18 protein-coding genes are annotated in these 21,896 nt (G+C 44.2%); 4 read left to right on the top strand and 14 right to left on the bottom strand.

The window, feature by feature from the left end; genetic code table 11:
* Nucleotides 1–191: 191 nt before the first annotated feature.
* From recJ to CJD36_RS22985, 4 genes are all read right to left on the bottom strand, one after another.
* Complete coding sequence (gene recJ / locus CJD36_RS09605; RefSeq protein ID WP_105038912.1) at nt 192–1,901, bottom strand: single-stranded-DNA-specific exonuclease RecJ; 1,710 nt, start codon at nt 1,899–1,901, stop codon at nt 192–194.
* Entirely contained in the window at nt 1,901–3,271 is a 1,371-nt protein-coding gene (locus CJD36_RS09600) for an FAD-dependent oxidoreductase (RefSeq protein WP_105038911.1), read from the bottom strand. The genes recJ and CJD36_RS09600 overlap by 1 nt, the downstream gene beginning before the upstream one ends.
* Before the next feature lie 187 nt (nt 3,272–3,458).
* A complete protein-coding gene (locus CJD36_RS09595) occupies nt 3,459–3,929 on the bottom strand; it encodes a hypothetical protein (RefSeq protein ID WP_105038910.1) in 471 nt (156 codons plus the stop codon).
* 300 nt (nt 3,930–4,229) lie between these two features.
* Nucleotides 4,230–4,694, bottom strand: a complete 465-nt coding sequence (locus CJD36_RS22985; RefSeq protein ID WP_133162576.1) for a hypothetical protein — start codon at nt 4,692–4,694, stop codon at nt 4,230–4,232.
* 93 nt (nt 4,695–4,787) lie between these two features.
* Here CJD36_RS22985 and CJD36_RS09580 point away from each other — a divergent pair, with 93 nt between their 5' ends.
* Complete coding sequence (locus CJD36_RS09580; RefSeq protein WP_105038907.1) at nt 4,788–6,890, top strand: ComEC/Rec2 family competence protein; 2,103 nt, start codon at nt 4,788–4,790, stop codon at nt 6,888–6,890.
* Here the strand turns inward: CJD36_RS09580 and CJD36_RS09575 are convergent.
* The 4 genes from CJD36_RS09575 to CJD36_RS09560 form a co-directional block, all read right to left on the bottom strand.
* Complete coding sequence (locus tag CJD36_RS09575) at nt 6,871–7,854, bottom strand: cytochrome-c peroxidase (protein WP_240609329.1); 984 nt, start codon at nt 7,852–7,854, stop codon at nt 6,871–6,873. The genes CJD36_RS09580 and CJD36_RS09575 overlap by 20 nt on opposite strands.
* 75 nt (nt 7,855–7,929) lie before the next feature.
* Nucleotides 7,930–8,319, bottom strand: coding sequence for an SMU1112c/YaeR family gloxylase I-like metalloprotein (gene gloA2, locus CJD36_RS09570; protein ID WP_105038906.1), 390 nt, complete (start codon nt 8,317–8,319; stop codon nt 7,930–7,932).
* Between the two features lie 38 nt (nt 8,320–8,357).
* Nucleotides 8,358–9,035: a hypothetical protein gene (locus tag CJD36_RS09565; RefSeq protein WP_105038905.1), complete on the bottom strand. Its 678-nt coding sequence runs from the start codon at nt 9,033–9,035 to the stop codon at nt 8,358–8,360.
* A 28-nt stretch (nt 9,036–9,063) separates the two neighbouring features.
* Nucleotides 9,064–10,788, bottom strand: coding sequence for a tetratricopeptide repeat protein (locus CJD36_RS09560; protein ID WP_105038904.1), 1,725 nt, complete (start codon nt 10,786–10,788; stop codon nt 9,064–9,066).
* A gap of 304 nt (nt 10,789–11,092) precedes the next feature.
* On the opposite strand from CJD36_RS09560, the gene CJD36_RS09555 reads away from it, so the two are divergent.
* The gene (locus CJD36_RS09555) at nt 11,093–12,223 is read left to right on the top strand and encodes a GEVED domain-containing protein (RefSeq protein WP_105038903.1); all 1,131 of its coding nucleotides are present in this window, start codon (nt 11,093–11,095) and stop codon (nt 12,221–12,223) included.
* A gap of 70 nt (nt 12,224–12,293) precedes the next feature.
* Here the strand turns inward: CJD36_RS09555 and CJD36_RS09550 are convergent, their stop codons facing one another.
* Complete coding sequence (locus CJD36_RS09550; RefSeq protein WP_105038902.1) at nt 12,294–13,322, bottom strand: dipeptide epimerase; 1,029 nt, start codon at nt 13,320–13,322, stop codon at nt 12,294–12,296.
* Between the two features lie 79 nt (nt 13,323–13,401).
* Here CJD36_RS09550 and CJD36_RS09545 point away from each other — a divergent pair, with 79 nt between their 5' ends.
* Nucleotides 13,402–15,051, top strand: coding sequence for an ArnT family glycosyltransferase (locus tag CJD36_RS09545; protein WP_105038901.1), 1,650 nt, complete (start codon nt 13,402–13,404; stop codon nt 15,049–15,051).
* A gap of 61 nt (nt 15,052–15,112) precedes the next feature.
* Here CJD36_RS09545 and CJD36_RS09540 read toward each other — a convergent pair whose 3' ends face one another.
* Nucleotides 15,113–15,340 (bottom strand): hypothetical protein, encoded by a 228-nt coding sequence (locus CJD36_RS09540; protein ID WP_105038900.1) that lies wholly within the window; start codon nt 15,338–15,340, stop codon nt 15,113–15,115.
* A gap of 115 nt (nt 15,341–15,455) precedes the next feature.
* Nucleotides 15,456–17,117: a DUF349 domain-containing protein gene (locus tag CJD36_RS09535; RefSeq protein WP_105038899.1), complete on the bottom strand. Its 1,662-nt coding sequence runs from the start codon at nt 17,115–17,117 to the stop codon at nt 15,456–15,458.
* Between the two features lie 214 nt (nt 17,118–17,331).
* Between CJD36_RS09535 and CJD36_RS22980 the strand changes: the two genes are divergently transcribed.
* Nucleotides 17,332–17,832 (top strand): hypothetical protein, encoded by a 501-nt coding sequence (locus tag CJD36_RS22980; RefSeq protein ID WP_133162575.1) that lies wholly within the window; start codon nt 17,332–17,334, stop codon nt 17,830–17,832.
* Nucleotides 17,833–17,884: 52 nt separating this feature from the next.
* Here the strand turns inward: CJD36_RS22980 and CJD36_RS09520 are convergent, their stop codons facing one another.
* From CJD36_RS09520 to CJD36_RS09510, 3 genes are all read right to left on the bottom strand, one after another.
* Entirely contained in the window at nt 17,885–19,315 is a 1,431-nt protein-coding gene (locus CJD36_RS09520; RefSeq protein WP_105038896.1) for a glycine--tRNA ligase, read from the bottom strand.
* Between the two features lie 72 nt (nt 19,316–19,387).
* Entirely contained in the window at nt 19,388–20,422 is a 1,035-nt protein-coding gene (locus tag CJD36_RS09515) for a CgeB family protein (RefSeq protein ID WP_105038895.1), read from the bottom strand.
* On the bottom strand, nt 20,404–21,747 hold the full coding sequence (locus tag CJD36_RS09510) for a hypothetical protein (protein WP_105038894.1): 1,344 nt from the start codon (nt 21,745–21,747) through the stop codon (nt 20,404–20,406). Before CJD36_RS09510 ends, CJD36_RS09515 begins: the two co-directional genes overlap by 19 nt.
* Nucleotides 21,748–21,896: the final 149 nt, after the last annotated feature.

The raw sequence follows: 21,896 nt of genomic DNA, 5'->3' as shown, positions 1-21,896 counted from the left end.
TACTATCGTTAAATATGAACCCTGTTTTATAAACCCGTCTCTACTAAAGCCCTATCTAAACCCTGCTTTAGTTTCCTTAACATAGAAGAGTGGCCATCGAAAGACAGCCACTCTTTTTTGATTACGTTAACCACTTTCCTCCTTTTTCCAGTCGAAACCCGATGGTGGTTGTGGTTATTGCTAGGAATGTATCATATGCTTCTTCTCACGTCTATAACCCTTACCTGCAGGCGGGTTGTGCCATTATACTCATTTTCTTCTATACAGAAGACCATGTCAAACGGTCCGCTCTTTACAATGTCATATTTGTCGGCCAGGCCAAAACCTATACCCTCGGTTATTGCCACGCCGTCTTGTTGTGCTACTATACGCAAGTGAGTATCCTTAACCACGCTCGAGTTGCCCTGGTAGTCATAAACCCTGCGGCTCACAAACACCGGCTTCATATTGGCCGGGCCAAATGGCTCGAACTGCTTGATGAGACTGTTGATAGTGGGTTTGATGAGTGCGATCGGTATTTCCGCATCAATGTTTATCTCTGGTGTTTGTTGGTCTTCAGTAATGGTTCGCGCTACTACCTCTTCAAACTTATCTATGAATAGCTGCACCTTATCTGCCCCCATGGTAACACCTGCTGCATAAAAGTGACCACCATAGTTTTCCAGCAGATCGCGGCACTCATGTATAGCCTCGTAAATGTTGAAACCGGCTACTGAGCGGGCACTGCCACTGGCTTTGCCATTGGCCGCGGTAAGTACTATAGTAGGGCGGTAATAGTGGTCAATAAGCCTTGAGGCTACTATACCCACAACACCCTTATGCCAGTGCTCCTGGAAGAGTACGGTTGACTTACGCAGGTAGGCTTTGTTATCACCATTCAGTAATGCCAGTGCTTCTTCGGTGGTGGTTTTGTCTACTTCTCTGCGGTCATCATTGTCTGAGTGTAGCGATGCGGCCAATGATATGATCTTCTCGGCGTCGGTTTCTATAAATAGCTCTACAGCCTTACGGGCATCGTCCATCCTGCCGGCTGCATTTACACGGGGGCCTATTACAAACACCAGATCAGATACGGTAAGGTCTTTGGTAACCCCACCCAATGATTTGAGAATGGCAATAGCCGGGCACGGATCTTCATTGATGCGCCTGATGCCAAAGTAAGCCAGTATGCGGTTCTCCCCATCTATAGGCACTATATCGGCTGCTATGCTGGTGGCTACCAGGTCCAGGTAAGGATACACTTCTTCAAGCGATATCTTCCACTGCATGGCCAGCGCGCATACCAGTTTAAAGCCAATACCGCAACCGCTCAGTTCTTTGTAAGGATACTTACAATCTGCCTGCTTGGGGTTGAGGATGGCATGTGCCAGCGGCAGATGATCATCGGGCAAGTGGTGATCACATACGATCACATCTATACCCAGCGACTGTGCATAGTTAATGAGCTCGGCCGATTTGATACCACAATCCAGCGTAATGATCAATGTATAGCCATTGCCATGAGCGTAGTCTATACCCCGCTTAGATACACCATATCCCTCTCTGTAACGGTGAGGCAGGTAATAGGTCAGTTCACCTTTATAATTCTTCCTGAGGAATGAATACACAACCGATACCGCAGTGGTGCCATCCACATCATAGTCGCCATAGACCATTATGCGTTCATGCCACTCCACAGCTTCACTTATGCGGTCTACTGCACGCTGCATCCCTTTCATCAGGAATGGGTCGTGAAGCTGAGATAATTCAGGACGGAAGAACTTCTTCGCCGCCTCATAATCTGTAACACCCCGTACCGCCAGCAGTTTGCAAACCGCCGGGTGCACATGTAATGATTCGTAAAGACCCTGTACTACCTGCTCATCAACCTCTTTTATCGTCCATCTCTTGTCAGGCTTCATTATGCAAAGTCAAGTTGTTGCACCGCATTGTGATACTCTGTTATGTAGGTATCCAGCTTTGCTGTAAAGCGGCCGTCCTCTACATTTTTAAAGAAGTCGCCTTCCTTCATTATAGCATGCAGCAGGCTGTCTTGTGCTTGTATGCACTGTATTGCGGTATTGTATGGTGTGTGACTGAATGATACCATTTCATATACCGATACAAACTGATCGGGATACCTCTTGCCTAGTTCTTTTTCTATCTTCTTCCTTTCCAGGAAGGCTGTATCGCCCACCTTATCGCGCATTTCTACAAAGTTCTGCAGTGCCAGTGCGGCAACAGCATCACCGTTAGGCTTACGCTTACGCTCGTATTCATTAAGTATGGTGGTCCAGTCTTCGCCATGTACATCCATCAATCCGCTAAGGATCGTACAATCTTCAAAGCCTGCATTCATACCCTGCCCGTAGAATGGAACAATGGCATGAGCCGCATCGCCTATCAAAGCGCTCTTGTCTTTATAATGCCACGGCATTATATGCGTGGTAATAAGTGAAGAAGTAGGATTCGTGAAGAAGTCTTCTATCAATGTTGGCATGAGCGGAACTGCATCGCCAAACTTCTCGTCAAAGAACGCCTTTACCTCTGCTTCTGTTTTCAGCTTTTCGAAAGAGTTGGGCCCTTCAAATGGCATGAACATAGTGCAGGTAAATGTATTGTCTGTGTTAGGCAGTGCTATCATCATATAGTTGCCACGTGGCCATATATGCAGTGCATTCTTCTCCATCATCATCTCGCCATCTTTACCGGCTGGGATGTTCAGTTCTTTATAACCATATTCCAGGTAGTTCTGCGAGCAGTTTACCTTATCCATATGAGTATAGCTTTGGCGCAGTGCAGAGAACGCACCATCAGCACCAAAGAGCAGATCGGCCTGAACAGCTTGTGTGCTACCATCAGGTAATGAGAAGTTGAGCTTGTTATTGGCCACATCTACATTGCTGCATTTGTGCTCAAACTTAATGCTGACACCATTCTGTTCGGCAAGCGTCATCAGGCGTTTGTTCAGTTCGCCACGGCTTACAGAATAGATAGCTTCGTTGTTCTTGCTATAAGACTGGTATGCCTGCGAACCATCGGGCATGTGCAACTGGCGGCCATACATCGGGATGGCAATCGCCTCCAGATCTTCGCGAAGACCGGCAAGCTCCAATCCCTTCCAGCCCCTGGCACTCATAGCCAGGTTGATAGAGCGGCCTGCATAACCCGATGCTGTGCGCATATCGGGGCGGCGCTCATATAATGTAACCTCGTGACCTTTTTTCTTGAGTATAACGGATAACAGCGAACCAACAAGGCCCGCACCTAAAATAGAAACCTGACGTGACATATATAATTAAGGATATTTTTACTATTGAATATCCGTAAATGTACGAAAATCGACGACAGTATTCATAGCGCCAGACCTATGATATTAATCATATATCAGGGCATGCGAAGTCCTTTGGAGATGATAAATATATGGGGAAGCTTGCAGCGTAAACTACGCAATTAGAGTAATCATACTATAACGCCGATCATTTTGAGCCAATAAGTTTAGGAATTATAGTAGCAATAAACGTTAAGCTAATAACACCGCCTATTATCAAACCAAATATAGCCAGCCCCTGTAGCTTTTGCTTTCTGTTTAGTGCCTGTGTGGCTATAATAAAAGCAAGAACAGCAAGAATGATCCCCAGCACGCCAAGTACCGTAGCTATGGTGCCAACTGCGAAGGACAGCGATATGATACTGCACAACGCAAGAACAAATGAAGCAACACTGAGGTCATATTTTTCAGGTTGTTCCTCATGATTATGATAGTGCCGGTGTTTCTTCTTAGTGGCCAATGCCGTTGGGGTGGGTGATTGCTCTGTTGTGGCACTCACAACCTCTGCCACAGATACTTCTTGCGCTTGTGTGTTTGTTACAGGGAAGGCGGCATAACAAGAACTATCAATGACAAACACAGTACAAAGGCAGATCATTATTGCATATAGGACTTTCATAGAAATAGATTTAAAAATACACTTAACATAAAAGATTTGCGAACATACTATTTATCAGCGCAAAAATGAAAACATTGGGCGAATTATTGCCGGTAGCTATTATTGCGAACGCCGCATATGTAGCAAAGCAGCAGCTTAAAATAAAAGTAAGCTTAGTAATGGCTCTTCTAAAACGCCCACTGGATAAGAAATTCATAGCTTATGGACTTTACACATTTTACAATACCTACAATTACTTGTGCACAGCTTCTAGGTGGTTGCAACTCTTACTAATAACCAAAATGCGCTGATTTTTTAAGGTTAGAGGTGTGTTATGATGATCAATGCAAAGATCATGGCTGGCAAAAATGCCATGCCAAATATGGCCAGGCCTCTAAGGCTGCAATGGTTCAATAATGCAGAAAGCCCTGTAGCAAAGCCTATGATAGCACATAATAGGGCAAATAAATACAGCAGAAATACAGCCGCACCAATAGGGGCAAAACACAGGGCAACTAAAATAATAGAACATGCAGTGAATGAACCGGAGACGATAGACAGTGCACTACCACCGCCCCAGCGGGAACCGGCAGATCTGAAATGAGCATGAAGCCATTGCTTCATTGGTACTACAGGCGCTGGTGTTACTTTCCTTTCAAAACTTGAGGCTGCTACTTTGTTGTCTTGAGACAAGGCGGTTGTTGTTGTAATAGGAAAGGCCGCATAGGAATAACGAAAGCTCAATAGCATTAACAGTAAGAGGAAAATATAGCCGATCCGGTTCATAGATTAAGGGTATGATGAGAATTATCAAGCTAATATATAAACAAACGAAGGAACATTCGATAAATTGCAAGGGGTACTTTATTTTAGCAACCCATGAATCGCTGGCCACTGAACAAAGCATATACCTGGGAAAGTGCTCCTTTCCTTAGATTGCTGTTGCCCCTTGCAGTGGGGATAATGGCATACGATAACTTTCCTGAGTGGAACTTGTTTAACGCACTGATAGTTGTTGTCCTGTCGTTTATTGTGCTTTGTATTTTGATGCTGCGTAAAGCCAGCGGTAGTCAGGTAATCTTGTTTGTGGCTGTGAACTGCTTATTAGCCTGTGGTGGCCATTGTATCGCATGGCTAAATGATTCCGGAAGACAACCTTCGTTCTATGAAAGGCATTGCTATAAAGATAATACCACTTGCCTCGCACGGATAATAGCTGAGCCGAATGATAAAGAACATTCATGGAAGATACCTGTAAAAGTAATCAGGGCAATAGACAGTGGAGGTATAACCTATACCAGTGGTGTTGGTATTTTGTACATCTATAAAGATGATTTGCCAATGCTCTACCACTGCGGCGACACAATACTATTGCCAGGCAAGTGGGAGCAAGTAGCGAATGCCGGTAATCCGCATGAGTTTGACCATGCTCGGTATCTGCGACATAATAATATCTGCTGCCAACAGTTTTGTGCAGCTAAGGCTGTAAGGTTGCACGCGCAGCACAACACCGCAGATGAGTCAGCTTCTGAGCGCGCCCACAAATGGTGTATGGTGCAACTGGATAAGTATATTAGTGACGTGCCCACCAAGGGGCTTATACAGGCTATGCTTTTGGGTGATGAAGTGAATCTGGACAATGACACGCGGCAGTCATACTCAGATACCGGCATTGTGCACATAATAGCCATAAGTGGGGGTAATATCATGATGTTCTTTGCAGTTATTGTATTCCTGTTGAGGTGGATAAAGAACAAGAAGTATAACTGGATAGCCTACGTCGTAGCATTGCCCCTTATATGGTTCTATGTGGTTATGGCCGGGGCTTCTCCATCTGCTATAAGGGCAGCAATTATGTTCTCTCTATTGGCGGTGGGTATACTTTTCAGTAAGAATAACAACAGCCTTAATCAGCTCTTTGCCACAGCCTTTATTCTGCTATGTGCGCAGCCCATGTGGCTCTATTCGCTTGGGTTTCAGTTGTCTTTTGTAGCGGTATTGGCCATCATTATATTCTATGCGCCTGCCTATAAGTTTATACAACCGAAGCAGGAGGTAAAGATGTACAAATGGCTGAAGTGGTTGTACCGCAAACTATTTGAAACCATTGCCGCCAGTCTTGCTGCCGAGATATTGGTAGCACCGCTGGTGGTGTATTATTTTCACAATTTTCCTTTGATGTTTCTGGTGGCCAATGTACTGGCATTTGCGTTTATGTTCATTGTCTTGCTGCTGGGCATGCTCATCATTGGTTTTAGCTGGCTGCCTGCGGTGGCAACAATCTTCGGCATCATTAATGTATGGCTCGTAGGTTGCTTCAATTCTCTGTTGAAATGGTTGCAATTATTTAACCCGACTTCCTTCCATTTTCTTAAGCTGACCTTACCTCAATTGGTGCTGCTGTACCTGGTGATAATTGGTGTGGCCCTGCTGCTTTTACGTAAACAAAAACGGGGACTGTTTATAGCATTAGGCAGCATGTGTGGCTTGTTGTTATTAATGTGTATAGGGAAGTGGTATAGCCTGCAACAGGAGCGTTTTGTGGTGTACAATATTGGCAAGACCAACCACATGGAGTTGATAAGCGGCGACCATTATTCGGTTCTTTCGCAGGACACTGTTGCCCCGGCAAAGATCCGCTATGCTACAGAACCCGCACACATACATTGGCAGGCATGGCAGCGAGCAGTAGACACAAGAGACAGTCTTTTATATGTGGGCGGCAAGAGCATATTGATACTGAATGAGCCTGTTTCAGGTGGTCCATTTGAAGTAAATTATGTAGTGATAAATTATCATGCCGATATTAACATAAAACAGCTACATGATGTTTTTCCCGACGCACACCTTGTTATAGGCAACAATTATATAAGGAAAGAACAGCTAGCAATCGTAAAAGCGGCCGGTGATGCAAGTGTAGGGCTGCATGTCGTTGGTATAGACGGCGCTTGCTTTGGGTGGACTAGTTGGCCACCTTTTTAATGAACCGATCATCGGTCAGTGTGAGTAGGAAATTTTCAAGGTCTTGCTTTTCCATCTCTGTAAGGTGTAGTGGATTTTGCAGCAGGGTATCTATATTTATGGGGTGCGGCACTGCTTTGAAAGGATCATCATAATGATCTATCACCTCTCTCAATGTCTTAAACATGCCATTGTGCATATAGGGCCTGGTAACGGCTACATTGCGCAGGCCGGGCACTTTAAATTTACCCAGATCATTCTTGTCTTTAGATATTGCAGCCCTGCCTTCATCTGTAAATTGCACTCCATCATACAGGCCAATGTTTCTGAATTCATCACCCGTAAAATCGGGAGAGAAGTGGCAGTCGAAACACTTGGCCTTTGTGCCCATAAATAGCTCCCTGCCACGTATTGCTGAAGCGCTTATTGCCGTGCTGTCGTCATTCATGTATCGGTCAAATGGGGTATGGCTTGTTTCTAAAGTACGTTCAAATGCAGCAATGGCCGCTTTAAGATTTTCCTCGGTAGGTGGTTCATTGAATATTGCTTTGAACAGCGACGCATATTCTCTGTCCTTATTCAATCTTTTCACAACCTCGCCAATAGGTATGCCCATTTCATTAGCATCTTCAATAGGAAATTTTACCTGCTCTTCAATAGTAGCTGCACGACCATCATAAAACAAATAGGGCCTGCCGCTTAGATTGGTGCATGATGGGGCATTGCGCTTACCCAACCTGCCGTTTATACCCTTGCTAAAAGCAACAGTATCTGCAAAGCCATGCTCGGGAATATGGCAAGATGCGCAACTTAGCTGCCGGGTAGCAGACAACTGACTTTCAAAAAACAGCATTTCGCCTAGCTGTACTTTATTGGCAGGCTTGCCGGTAAAGGATAACGGCGATTTTGGTCTTTTGTTCCCGATAAATGAATAGCATACGATCACCGCCACAAAGGCCATGATCAATGCAAGCACTTTTTTCATCTGTGCAAAAGTACAATAATGCCCCTTATGTGTAGGATGATCTGCATCACAAATTATATGTAAACTTTTGTGCTGTTACAGTTCATAGAACTCAATGGGCAGGTTGTCGGGGTCGGCAATGAAGGTGAATCGCTTGCCGGTATATTCATCTACACGTATCGGTTCGGCGGCTATGTTGTATGCTGCCAGGTGCTGCACAGTGACATCAATATCAGCCACCTGCCACGCCAGATGTCTGAGGCCTGCCGCCTCTGGCCGGGAAACGCGGGCAGGAGGGTGAGGGAAAGAAAATAACTCTATTACATATTGTCCGTTCAATGCCAGGTCCAGCTTATAAGATTGTCGCTCTTCTCTAAAAACCTCTGCCAGCACGGTTAACCCAAGCACCTCGGTATAGAAGCTCTTAGATCGCTCATAATCAGAACAAATGATAGCCACATGATGTATTCCGGTGATCTGCAACATGGAGGGAGATTTGGAAAATGAAGGTACGCAACCGTACTCTATTTATAATAGTAGTACCAGTTGCCCTGGTATCTGTTATCAAAATTCTCTTTGCTATCTAATATCAGTTTCATTTCCTCCCAATGAAAGTAGTTGAACTCATCATAGGGTTTCAAAAGATCATAGTATTCTTTGAGTAATTGTTCGTAGTCAGCGTTGCCTGTGTTTGCCGCCTTCTGTTGTTCAGTAAAGAAAAAGACACGTATATCATTTCCAGGAAAATGTAGTTCCCAAACATCGGGGCCGGTGTACTTTGCCCGTAGTGCAGCAAGTTGTTCCGGCGGAATATTGCTTTGTGCCTCCTGCATAGCAACACTGGAAAAACTATGCGATGGGAAAGCCAATTTTTTACCCGAAATCTTTTGCAACATTGCATTATCTCCGGTTTTATCCAACAGGTCTTTGTACTTTCTGCTCAATAACTTTTCTCCGGATCTTCTGAATAAGGACCCCTTCGAAATTTTCCACCATCGTTGATAATCCTTTCCGTTGTCGAAGATGAGGTGGAGCACCTGAGGAGTACTCTCTTGTATATGTATATACACTACATTCAGCCCCCACTTTTGTTGCATCCAGGCCTTTACTCCCTGCATTGCGCCTGGTTGTTTTGTCTCGCCGCGCTTTTCCGCTTTTGCGAGTTTATAGACTTCATGTTCGGGCGAGTAGAATTGTATCATGGTGATCGTGGTTCGTTACCGCAATTTATTAAAAACTGTGCACGAACTGATCAAGGTTATCCTCTTCGGTGAGGTTGAATTTTTTCTTCAGTCGGTACCTGTTTTTCTTTACACTCTCCGCAGAAATGCCCAGCATACCCGCACATTCTTTATTGTCGATATTTAGTTTTATCAGTAAAAACTGGCGTTGATCTCCTGCGGCTAGTTCGGGGTAGCTCTGCCTTAGCCGGTTTATAAAGCCTGGGTATACTTTGTCGAACTTGATCTTGAATTGTACCCAATCGTCTTCCGTCAGTATTTTTAACTGATAGAGTTCACTTAATTGTTCATTTTCTTCCTGCTGACTGGCGGTCGCCGCAATGGCCGTAAGCTTTACTTCCAGTTCTTCTATAAACTTATTTTTAGCAATGATGTTTTCTGTAAAGTTCTTCAGGTCTTTCTCATTAGCCTCCAGCTCCAGCTTTACCTTTTCTATCAGTAGTCTGTTCTTGCGGTTTCTGTTGGTGAGGAAAAGAATAGCCAGCGCAGCACTAATAAGTATCAGCACCGAAAAAACGAGGTAAGCTATCTTCTTGATCTTGTCTATGTGCCGCAATTCGTTGAGCCGGACGATCTCTTCTTCTTTCTTTTCTGTCTCATACTTAACGTTGATATCTGCTATTGTTTTTACCTTCTCTTCGTTAAACATAGAATCTTTCCATGTTTTGTATTTCTGATAGTAGGTGAGTGCATTTTCAAAATCGCGCTCATCTCTGTAGAAGGTATATAGCTTTCTGTAGCCATTGGCAATAGCATCTTTTTGCCTGCTTTTGAGCGCGTCTTCAATGGCCTCGTTCAGCAGCTTTTCAGCCTCAGGCTTATTGCCGGTTTTCCATATACAATTGGCGAGGTTCTGTTTGATGATAGTTATCTGTCGTATATCGCCCGCCTGCTGCATCAGCAGTAGCGATTCTTTGAGGTTGGCTATGGCACTGTCCCATTTCTTAAGCCCCATATATGCCAGCGATAAATTATTCAGGCTTTCTCCCAGCTCGCGGGCCTTACCGCTTTTACGCCTTATAACCAATGAAGCATAAGAATAGGTAAGCGAACTGTCGAACTTATCTGTGGCGAAATAGCAGGTAGCCAATATGGTTTGCATATATGCGGTCATATATTCATCGCCGCTGGCTTTGTAGTACTTCAGGCAACTTAGTGCTGTATCTATTGCCTTAGTATAATCTTTCTGATAATAGTAATCTATAGGCATTTCGCACTTCATATGCATCACCCCCAATGTATCTTTCAGTTGCTCGTATATTTTCAATGCCTTATATCTGCAGGAGAATGCAGCATCATAGTCTGCCTTATAATGGTAATTGGTGCCGAGCCCGGCCCATACATCTGCCAATTCACGTTGCGCACCCAGTTTTGAATAAATGGCAGCGGCATCCTGAAAACATGAATTCGCCGAATCATACTCCGCAACATAGTTATAGGCATATCCTCTTCCCTTTAATATAAACGCTACCGAGTATTGATCTAGTCCGTTTAGCTTTTGGTAATAATCCAGGTGTTTCAATAATTCGGGGTATCTGTTCTGCTCAGTGAGTACTGCACCCAAACGCATATAAAAACTATCTATCTCTTTCTTGTTATGCGTCCTGATCTTTTCATACGTTTTTACAGGACTCGATGTATCAAAATCTGCGAGACGAATAGGTGCCACGCCCTTGCGTGTGCTACCATTTTCTTTGCAGGAAAACAGAACCATTAGTAAACAAATGAGTAAAAATATAGGGCGTACCCGGCAGAATGACGTCATTGCGTGTAGTCTGAAAATACTATTCGATCTAAACAGAAAAGTGAAATTAAAACGAAAAGACGAGCCTTCGCAGATTCTTTGGCGTCTATTAATAACCAAAAGTTATTAAAAAAGACATTGTACCCCTTATTGTACCCCATCTATATTAGGAATACAGCGCGGTGTAAAGATACATTTGCCCGACCTGAAAATTTGTATCGGGGAAAACATCTTATAATTTTTAAAACCAATTGATTTAAAACAAACAGTTCAGATGAGAAAATTACACCTTTTGTTGTTGGCGGGATCTATGCTATTATCCCAGGTTGTGTGCGGACAGATCACCTCTCCTTCTCCCTATTGCGCTGCCGGTTATGATGATGCCGCAGGATTTGCCGTAGATCATCATATATCCAATGTTACCCTGGGTACGCTGAATAATACCAGCGGGAGCACACAATATGCCGGAGCGCACTATGCTTATTACAACACTATAACAGCGCCTAATCTTACCAAAGGCAGCAGCTACCTATTGTCAATAACACACGACGGAGGAACAACGATACACTTTGTTGCGGTGTACATAGATTTTAATCATAATAATGATTTTACTGATGCCGGCGAAAGAATATTGCAATATACCATCAACGGCGCAGGTACCATACCTAACCCGGCAACTGCTACCGTAGCCATACCAACTACCGCAGCAGCAGGTGTTACCAGGATGCGCGTAATGGTATTTGAAGACGATAATTATACATGGACACTTGGTTCCACCAATGCCACACCGTGTACGGCTGATGCTACGGGATCATTTGACTGGGGAGAAACTGAAGACTACAATGTAAATCTGGTAGGTTCAGTTGCCACCTGCGATACGGTTACCGGATTAACACTATCATCTATTACGGGCACTACAGCACATATGGCCTGGACAGCTGTAACAGGATCGGCAGGATACCAGTATATAGTTAATACTACTGTGGCATCACCAACTACGTCAGGCACTAACACTACAGCTACCAGCGCCAATGCATCGGGACTGCTTGCGGGCACTATTTATTATGCACATGTGCGTGACAGCTGCGGAGCCGGTTCATTCTCTGCATGGGTAAATAAGAAATTCACGACAAGTGTGGGTATCAACGATGTTACCGAAGCGCAGGAAGCATTGCTTAGTGTGTACCCTAACCCTGTAAGCAATACACTTACCGTGCAGGTAAACGGCATAGTAAATGGCAACGCATCATTACAGATAGTAGATGTGACCGGCAGAACATTGCTGGCGGCAGGAGGAATAGCTAACACCAATGCAATAGATGTAAGCGCATTGCAGGCGGGTATTTACCTTATTCAATACAATGATGGTATCAATACGCATGTGGTGCGTTTTGTGAAAGGATAATTTTTGAGGGTTTAGAACGAGAGACGTCTTTACCCGGGGTGCTTCTGAATAAGAGGCACCCTTTTTTAATTTAATTATCCCTCAACCCCGTAAACCTCACGCCCAACCCGGCACGGTTGGCGAGTTTTATATGGCCATTGTCGTAAGTAAGGCCTTCGGCAAGATCTTGTTTCAACAGGAGCGGCCCATCTGCATCTGCTTCATCGAGCAGTGGCATCAGTGTAGCAATGGCGGCGGTGCCTACGGTGCTCTCATTCATATTGCCCATCATTACTCGTAGGCCTAAAGAACGGGCTTCTTTGATCATGCGCATAGCGGGGGTAATGCCGCCACACTTGGTCAGCTTTATATTGATGCCGTCAAAACCTTCTGCACATTTCTTTACATCATCTTCGGTCTGGCAGCTTTCATCGGCATATAGCGGTAATGGCGATAGTGCTTTAAGCTCCTTCATGGCTTCCAGTTCGGTGCGGATGAGGGGCTGTTCTACAAGGGTTACGCCCAGTTGCTGCAACTCGGGGAGTAATTGTTTGGCCTCATCAAATGTCCACCCTTCATTGGCATCTACCCGAAAGGGGGCATCAGTATGCAGGCGCAAGGCGCGCAGTTTGTCTATATCATTGGGCTCACCCACCTTTACTTTATAAACAGGCCAGGGGTGTGCCTGCACTTTGGCGATCATGTTTTCTGCAGTATCCAGGCCAATGGTGTAATCGGTAACGGGTAAGTTCTCCCACTTGATGCCCAGCAGGTGATACAGCGGCATACGGCGCATTTGTGCGAAAAGGTCCCATCCTGCCATATCGAGGGCGCAAATAAGGAAGTGCTGGCCGGGAATAAGGTGATGCAGGAAATGCCAGAAACGTTGCGGATCTATCAATGCATAACGCTCTATCAATCCGCGCTTTGCCTCTAAAGAGGCGATCATATCAGGCACCGTAACATTGTTATAGCTGATGGCCGGAGCCTCGCCATAGCCGGTCATTCCTGCCAGTCCTAATGAGGTAATGAGCGTGGGCTGATGGGTCTTGGTGCCTTTATGTGTGGTAAACGGATATTGGAAAGCCAGTTCGAAAGACTGATATTTTAATTGCAACATTCGATAAAATTGCAACTATTTTTGCAAACGGGACGGGTATGCGTTGTTTTATTACCTCCCCGTGATATATTTCTTACTTATGCCGAAGATTCCATTCTGGATATTTATAGTTATTACCATACTCTACTTCATCGCAGTAAGGGTGGACACGATGGATATAGATGCATCGCAGTACGCCAGTATGAGCCGTGAAATGCTGAGCAGCCACAACTGGCTGCAACTATACGACCGCGGTCAGGAGTACCTCGACAAGCCACCCTTCCTGATATGGATAAGTGCGCTGAGCATGAAAATATTCGGGGTGAGTAATTTTAGCTACAAGCTCCCCTCTATTTTGTTTGCACTATGGGCACTCTATGCTACTTACAGACTTACCAAACTCCTCTACAATGAAAATACCGCTCGCGCAGCCGCACTTATACTGGCCACCTGCCAGGGCATGTTCCTGATGACCAATGATGTGCGCTGCGACACCATATTGCTTAGCTGGGTGGTAACCAGTATATGGCTGATAAAAGAGTGGGATGTGACCCGCAGTTATAAGTATCTGTACCTGGGCTTTGTAGCCATTGGTTTTGGCATGATGACCAAGGGGCCAATAGCATTGATGGTGCCTGTGTTCAGCTTTGCTACAGACTGGGCATTAAAGCGCGAATGGAAGAAGTTCTTCAACCCTGCCTACCTGTTGGGCATTGTGATCATAGCCATAGTGTTATTGCCCATGAGTATTGGTCTGTATCAGCAGTTTGATATGCAGCCCGATAAAGTAGTGAATGGTCAGCAACATGTGTCGGGCTTGCGGTTCTTTTACTGGTCGCAAAGCTTTGGCAGAATAACAGGTGAAAGCCCGTGGAAGAATGGTGCAGACATCAGCTTTTTGTTGCTGAATATGCTGTGGTCGTTCCTGCCATGGGTGTTTGTACTAGTGCCTGTAATCATTGCCAATGTAGTCACTCTTTTCAAGCAGAAATTCAGGCTACAACCCCACCAGGAATGGATAAGTACAGGTGGCTTTTTACTGGCTTATCTGGCTTTAGGTTCATCGGCATACCAGCTACCACACTATATATTTGTAGCCTTTCCATTGGCTGCTATTATTGTTGCGGCAGCTATCGCCGCATTTCTTGATCAACAACAATACAAGGCTATCTTCAAGATATTACAGCCATTTCTCATGACCATTGTAGTACTCATCTTTGGGCTGGTACTATACCTGGTCACGTATATCTTCCCATCTGGCATTCCCGCATTGATATTGTGGATAGCAGGCGTTGCCATTTTATGTTACATAGCCTTTGTAATTAAGCCCACCGGCAAACTACTGTTGATACCGGCCATAGGCATGATCATAGCTAACGTATTCCTCACCAATTTTGTTTACTACCAACTGCTCACCTATCAGGTAGGGCCGCAAGCCGGCAGGTATATACTGGAGCATAAGCTACCCGCCAATGAGATAGCCACCTACAAGACCCGCGACCCACTAAACTCCCTCGACTTTTACGCTCAGGCCATGCTCACCGGCAGCGACTCACTCCCCGATATTGCCGGCAGAAAATACATCCTCACCATGGAAGAGGGTATTACCGACCTGCAACGCAATAACTATAAATACACCACCCTGCTACAAGGGGATCTGTTTAAAGTAAGCGAGCTTACACCCGAGTTTCTTAATCCCAACACCAGGAGTAAGGCCACGAAGAAGTATTATCTGGTCAGGGTGGAGTAATGGTGTTTTATCAAGACATCACTTAAATCTTACTGGTAGCGCGTACCGTACTTTTACTGGCTTACCATTTTGCTACTTCCTTTTCAACATCCTCCTGTGTCAAAAAATCACCGCCATTCATTCGCTGCTCTGCTTCTGCAATCTCAATATTGTATTGCTCCCTGCTTATTCTTTCATTCTTTTCTATTGACGGAAGAAAAGTTTTGATCACGGCCAGAATAGATTTTTTCTGACTAAGGTTAAGTAATGTTATGTACCGCTGTAATTCGTTATCTATTACCTGTGACATATCGCACAATTTTTATCAAAATTAGGTATTAAGTGTAAGACAGACAAAGGGCCAGCCACTTGTCACCAAAATGCCCGGCATTGCCGGGCATTTATAATTTTATAAGAAAGTGTATTTAGCTTGCAGCTTGTTCGGCATTGGCTTCTTCCTTTTCTTTCTGTTGTTCTTTCTCTATTATTTTATTCATGTCTTCAGTTACGGTCACCACTTTCTTTTTCAGGCGATCAAGGTGTTTAGTGCTTTCTTCTATGAGTGCTGCCAGGTGCGTACGCAGCTCTTCTGCCTTTTTACCCGGTGTTATATTCTCAATAGCATTCTTAAAGTCGGCCAGCTTTTCCTCTTCTTCCTTTATCTCGGTATGTGCTGCTTCTATGGTTTTGTGTGCTTGTTCTATGCGGGTTTTACGCGATGCTATTTCTTGTGCTTCACGCTCTTTCTTATAGGCAATGTCTTGTTCTTCGCGGGCCGCTTTCTGTGCATCAAACTGTTGTTTGCGCTGATCTCTGTCGGCATCTTTGCGCTGGAAGAAATGTTTACGCGCACCCATAAAGGCATCCCATATAGTGGTGTTATGTTCACGCGGTACAGGGCCTATGGTCTTCCACTCGTCAAACAGGCGATTCATTTCTACCGTCGTTTCTCCCCAGCGGTTAGAATCTTTTATCTCTTCCGCTCTCTGTAATAATTCCGACTTCAATGCGTAGTTCTGCTCCTGTGTAACACGTATTGCCTCGGTATGTTTGCGGCGCGCATCAAAGAAGGTTTCTACCGAATCATTGAATCGCTTATTGAGCTCATCTGCCTTTTCATGCGGCACGCGGCCTGTGTTTCTCCACTGCTCTTTGAGAGCGCCCATTGCTGTGGCTGTGGCGCTCCAGTCTGTACTGTTGGCCAATGCCTCAGCCTTTTCGGCAAGCTCCAGTTTAATGATCAGATTGGCTTCCTGCTCTACCTGTATCTGTGCAAAGTGGGCCTTCTTCCGGTCAAAAAATATGTTCTTGGCAGTCATTATACGCTGCCACAATTCTTCATTGCGCTTATGTATAGTGCGCCCTGTCGACTTCCATCGTTCAGTTAGTTCATGATATGCCTCCGTGGCGCTTTTCCACTCTTCAGAGTTTTGCAGCGATTCAGCCAGTTCAGCTATTTCTATCTTGAGGTCTAGTGTTACCAGCAGATCTTTTTCTTCTTCATCATGAAAATCGCGTTTCCTGTCCTGAAATTTTTTGCGTGCGTTTTCTATACGCTTCCACAACATGTCGTTGCGGCTCTTATCCAGGAAGCCCGACAGGCGCCATTTTTCGGTAATATCTTTAAATGCCTGTGATGTTTCTTTATACTCAGTGCTGTCTGCGAGGCTTTCGGCCAGTTCTGCCAAAGCCTTCTTTGCAGCAACATTTTCATCAGATGCTTTTTTTATAGAAGACTCCCAGTCGTTAACGAGCTGGGCTGCCTTTTCAAAATCACCTATGGCTACAGTGCTATTGATGAGGCCTTTCAGCTGCTCTATCTTATCGGCCATTTTGCTTTTATCAGTTGCCGCCATCCACTCTATCTCCGCTTCCCGCACTCTCGACTGCATCTCCTCAAATTTTTCCTGCAGATTCTTCAATACGGTTTCTGCATTATCAATGGTGACCACCGCTATCTCGCGCTCCTTTACCAATGCGGTAGGTGTAAGGGTAACGGTACCGTCTTCATCCAGTTTAAATAAATCTTTACCAGGGAATGATTGTTCTTCCCACCACGATATAATATTTACATTTTCCGGAGCCATAACTAAAATTTAAGTATAAGATGTTCTGTTGCAGTCATAAAACTAATGCATTATTTGTAAACCTGCTACATCAATGACACAGAACATGAATATCAACTTATTGTAAACAAAACAGCCCTGTATCCTGTTTAGGTATGGTAAAGGGCTAATAGACCGCAATCTGAATTTGACTTATGTCAAATTGAAAGTGTTTATGACCTTTTACATTTGGTTTATGATCACTACGAACCTATGTTGCTACCGTTATACGGTACGGTTGTCATTAATACTGGCATTTATTGCTTGTATCTTGCCTGCAACCTGCACACCGGCCAGGGCGGCTTTTCCTATATCTGTGTCAGAACAGACAATTATTGCAGATACGGTCAAAACGAAAAACATCGCGGAACCATCAGCCGAAAAACTGGAGCGCAGGAGTACCATTGCCGTTATTTGTTCTTTTTTGTCTATTGGTTTATTTATTGCAGCGGCAATTACCGGCATTTCTGGCTTGCTGCTACCATGGTTTTTACTGGCCGTTGTGGCTATGGTATGTGCCCGCAGCAAGTTTTCAAAAAGTAAAAAATACACTTTTGCTGAAGTAATATCCTTTATTGCTTTTTCACCGGTTATAGCTGTGGTAGCTGCATTTTATGCCGCCGCATTTATTGTTTTTGTGGCGCCGCGTATGCTGGTCAATAAAATTAGGGGAAAGAAGGGTGTTGTATATATGTAAAATGGCCGCCTTTCACAAGACGGCCATTCACTAATTTAAACTGATTATCTTATCAGAACATTGCGATCTTCTCCATTACCAGCTTCTTTACATCTGCCAGGGCTATACGCTCTTGCAGCATTGTATCGCGGTAGCGGATAGTTACTGTACCATCTTCTTTGGTCTGGTGATCTATAGTTACGCAGAAAGGAGTACCCAGGGCATCCATACGGCGGTAACGCTTACCTATGCTGTCTTTCTCTTCATAGAAGCATTTGAACTGTGTTTTGCAATCATTGATCAGATCTTTAGCCAGTTCAGGTAGACCATCCTTTTTGGTCAATGGCAATACCGCCAGCTTTATCGGTGCCAGCATTGGCGGGAATTTCAATACCACGCGGCTATCCTGCTTTTCCTCTGTACTCAGGTCTTCTTCTACATACGCCTCGCTCAGTATCATCATTACCGTGCGGTCCAGTCCTATAGATGTTTCAATAACGTATGGTACATAGTGCTGGTTGATCTCAGTATCAAAGTAGGTCAGCTTTTTACCGCTGAACTGCTGGTGTTGCTTCAGGTCGAAGTCGGTACGGCTATGCACCCCTTCTACTTCCTTAAAGCCCATAGGGAAATCATACTCTATATCGCACGCCATGTCGGCATAGTGTGCCAACTTTACGTGATCGTGAAATTTGTATTTATCAGCACCAATACCCAGACTCAGGTGCCACTTCATGCGGGTTTCCTTCCAGTAGTCATACCATTCCTTCTGAGTGCCCGGCTTTACGAAAAACTGCATTTCCATCTGCTCAAATTCCCGCATACGGAAGATAAAGCCACGGGCTACGATCTCATTTCTAAACGCTTTACCCGTTTGTGCAATACCGAAAGGTATTTTCATACGGCCACTCTTCTGCACATTAAGGAAGTTAACGAATATACCTTGTGCCGTTTCCGGACGTAGATAAACCACGTTTGCTTCATCAGCCACCGATCCCATTTCTGTAGAGAACATGAGGTTGAACTGGCGAACATCTGTCCAGTTGCAGGTGCCACTAATGGCGCAATTGATCTTCTTATCTTCTATTAAAGTCTTCAGTCCTGCAAAGTCATTGGCTTCCAGCAGCAATTCCATTTGTTTAATGATAGCTGCGCCTGCTTCAGCATCCAGTGTTTCTGCATAGCCTTCTATCAGGTGATCTACACGGTAACGCTTCTGACTGTCTTTATTATCTATCATCGGATCGCTGAAGTTATCAACGTGTCCGCTGGCTTTCCAAACCGTAGGATGCATGAATATAGCGGCATCAATACCTACTATGTTATCCTGCATCTGGGTCATGCTTCTCCACCAATAATCGCGGATATTCTTCTTCAACTCTGCACCATACTGACCATAGTCGTATACAGCACTCAGTCCATCATATATTTCACTCGATTGAAAAACAAAGCCATATTCTTTGCAGTGGCCTATAATGGCCTGCAACTTATTCTCATTTGCCATAGTGGCGCAAAAATATAAACATTGGCGGCAATTGCCTAATGGAGGGATATTAAAGAGATAATAAAATGGATATTACATTTTGCTCAGGTAGCCCAGCAACGTTTCAGCCCTCGCATCTAATGAGTGTTCGGCCAGTGCGCGGCGATGGCCGGCCATTCGCACCTTATCGCGCAATTCATCGTTCTGCAGGTAGTATTTTATTTTGGTTACCATCTCTTCCGGCCCATCAAAAAAGCCCGATTCGGTGTCTTCTTCAAAGCACGCCAGCGACTCTTCATTGCGCTCATGCAGCATAAAACCACCAGCACCCGGTATATGGAAGGTGCGCGATGTGATCAGATCGCCTGAAGATGAACCCTCTCTCTGTTCAGAAAGAATACCCAGGTTTATTTTTGAGCATTGAATGGCCATAGCATAGAGATCGCCCAGCACTTCATTGCCCTGTATGCTGTCATTTAGTATAGCAGAAGTTGATTTGAACCATTGTGATCCCCATATCTTCAGATCGATGCCAGGTATTTGTTCTTTTATATAACTAAGCCACTTTTCTTTTTTGGGAGACCATGTGCCTATGAACGAGGCGTCATTACCATAAACGTCCTGTTCTTTTAGCGTTACGGGTATTATACGGTGTATCTCGGGGTCATAACCATGAGGTATAACCTTCATGTTCTTTACTCCATATTTTTCACCCATATCTTTCATCCCAAATGTCTTGGTCGTAAAGATCTGTTCATAATGAGGAATACACTGAGGAATATATGGACCGTGGGCTGTAGTACTTACATCGGGAAAGAAAAGAACCAATTTGCAATTGCGCTCTTTTGCATAGATCAGACTATCCGGCGTTACAAAAGTTCCCTTATATACAAGTAACACCTCTGGAGCAAATAGGTCTATTTTTTTCTTAATGTTCGCGTTAAATTCGGCCACCTGTCGGGTGCGCACAAAGCGCTCCATTATTTTGGTCACCTTATTCTTGCTTTGCAGGCTGATAAAATAAAACTCATCAACTACCTCTATCATGCAACCCTTCCGGCTAAGCGCCTTAAACAAGCCGCCTGCGTTACTTCCTCTCCAAAGTGGTCCTATACAAACTGCCCGCATAGCCTTTTTATTACGACAAATATGATGTAAAAAGATAGAAGTGTAATACTGATCTGCAGATCTCCGCTGATCCCCGCAAGGCTATTCAATAGAATATATCCACCCCAAATTGCACCTGTTAAGTTATAATTGGAGATATAAAATTGGGATGAATTCCAGAGCGTTACAAAAAAACCTCCAAATAAAAAGCAACCGATCGCTAATCCCACCCACCCAAAGTCGAGGTAAAGCTCTCCAGGTACGGTCATGTTCACAGAATTATTTGCTTTTGTTTCCCCTTCTCTCACATAGGCTGTGCCTGTCTCTATCGCGAACCACTGACCTATTGCAATTCGAGGCTTTTCAGGCCATAAAATTCGGGGTACAAGTGCTGCAACCAATGGCTCTGAGGCAAGGCCGCCGTAAAATCCGTTGGTATTTACCAACTTCAGAATAGCGGTGATCTGCCCTATCGTAGAAGCCCTGTCAAATGCACCACCTCTATCTTTGGTGGTTGTGTATGCTTCTAATGGCGCATCTTCTTCTTCATCAGAGCCTCCAAAATATATATTCTGGATACCTACGGCAAAGTTTGATCGATATGCCTCTAATTGGGTAAACCCGTTAAAAAACAAACCTAGCACAACGATCAATGGCAGCGTTCTATAACTCAATAAATAACTAATGTTTCTTTTACCTGCAAAATAACCGATGGAGAATACTATGGTGGGTATTATTATCTCATATCTGAGATATGAATGGAATATACCATTATACGTTTGTAACACTAAAAGAACAATAGCATAATTACGATACTTTTTGTTATCTGTTGAAGCCCACAGCTTCGCAAAGAATAGCACGCCCACATTAGCAAGCAATCCGAATATTTTTGCAAAATTCCCAAGGAAAGATAACAAAGGAAATATCCATGGGGCAAATACCAGAAAGCCAAGCATAATATAAAATATTACATTGCTCTGTTTGGGCGTAATATTTACTGCCACTGAAGGCATCGACCTCTTTTCAAAAAAAGTATACCCTAAAAAGAAAATTGAACAACCTACGCACCAGATCATTACCGCATCGGGGATGTATTCCGGGACAGTAAATATATACATCAGATCTGCCTTATTCTCAACTCTGTCTATTAAAGACAAATTACCGATGTTGACCGTCAATAACGTGGCAAGTGTTATAATATACGGCAATATGAAATATTTTGTATCTCTAACCTTAACATAGATAGCCATACAAGACTCTGCAATTGCCACCATCAACATTGCCGACGGAGATAATACACCACCCAGAGAGATATAAATAAATAAAAAAAATAGATGCAATATCATCCGCGAAAAAAACTGGTTGGAAAGGTAAAGATATAGGAATAATTGATGCCTGATAGTCTCTGACAATATTAAATGGCCATAAACAAGAAAAGAGCGTATTCTCTGTTTTGAGAACGCTCTTTTTCTTGTTTTGTTTCGCACTTATCGGG

The sequence above is a fragment of the Flavipsychrobacter stenotrophus genome (assembly GCF_002954265.1).
GTDB classification, from domain to species: Bacteria; Bacteroidota; Bacteroidia; order Chitinophagales; family Chitinophagaceae; genus Flavipsychrobacter; species Flavipsychrobacter stenotrophus.
The sequence above is the reverse complement of the archived record's forward strand: the minus strand, read 5'-3'. Positions and strand labels throughout refer to the sequence as shown.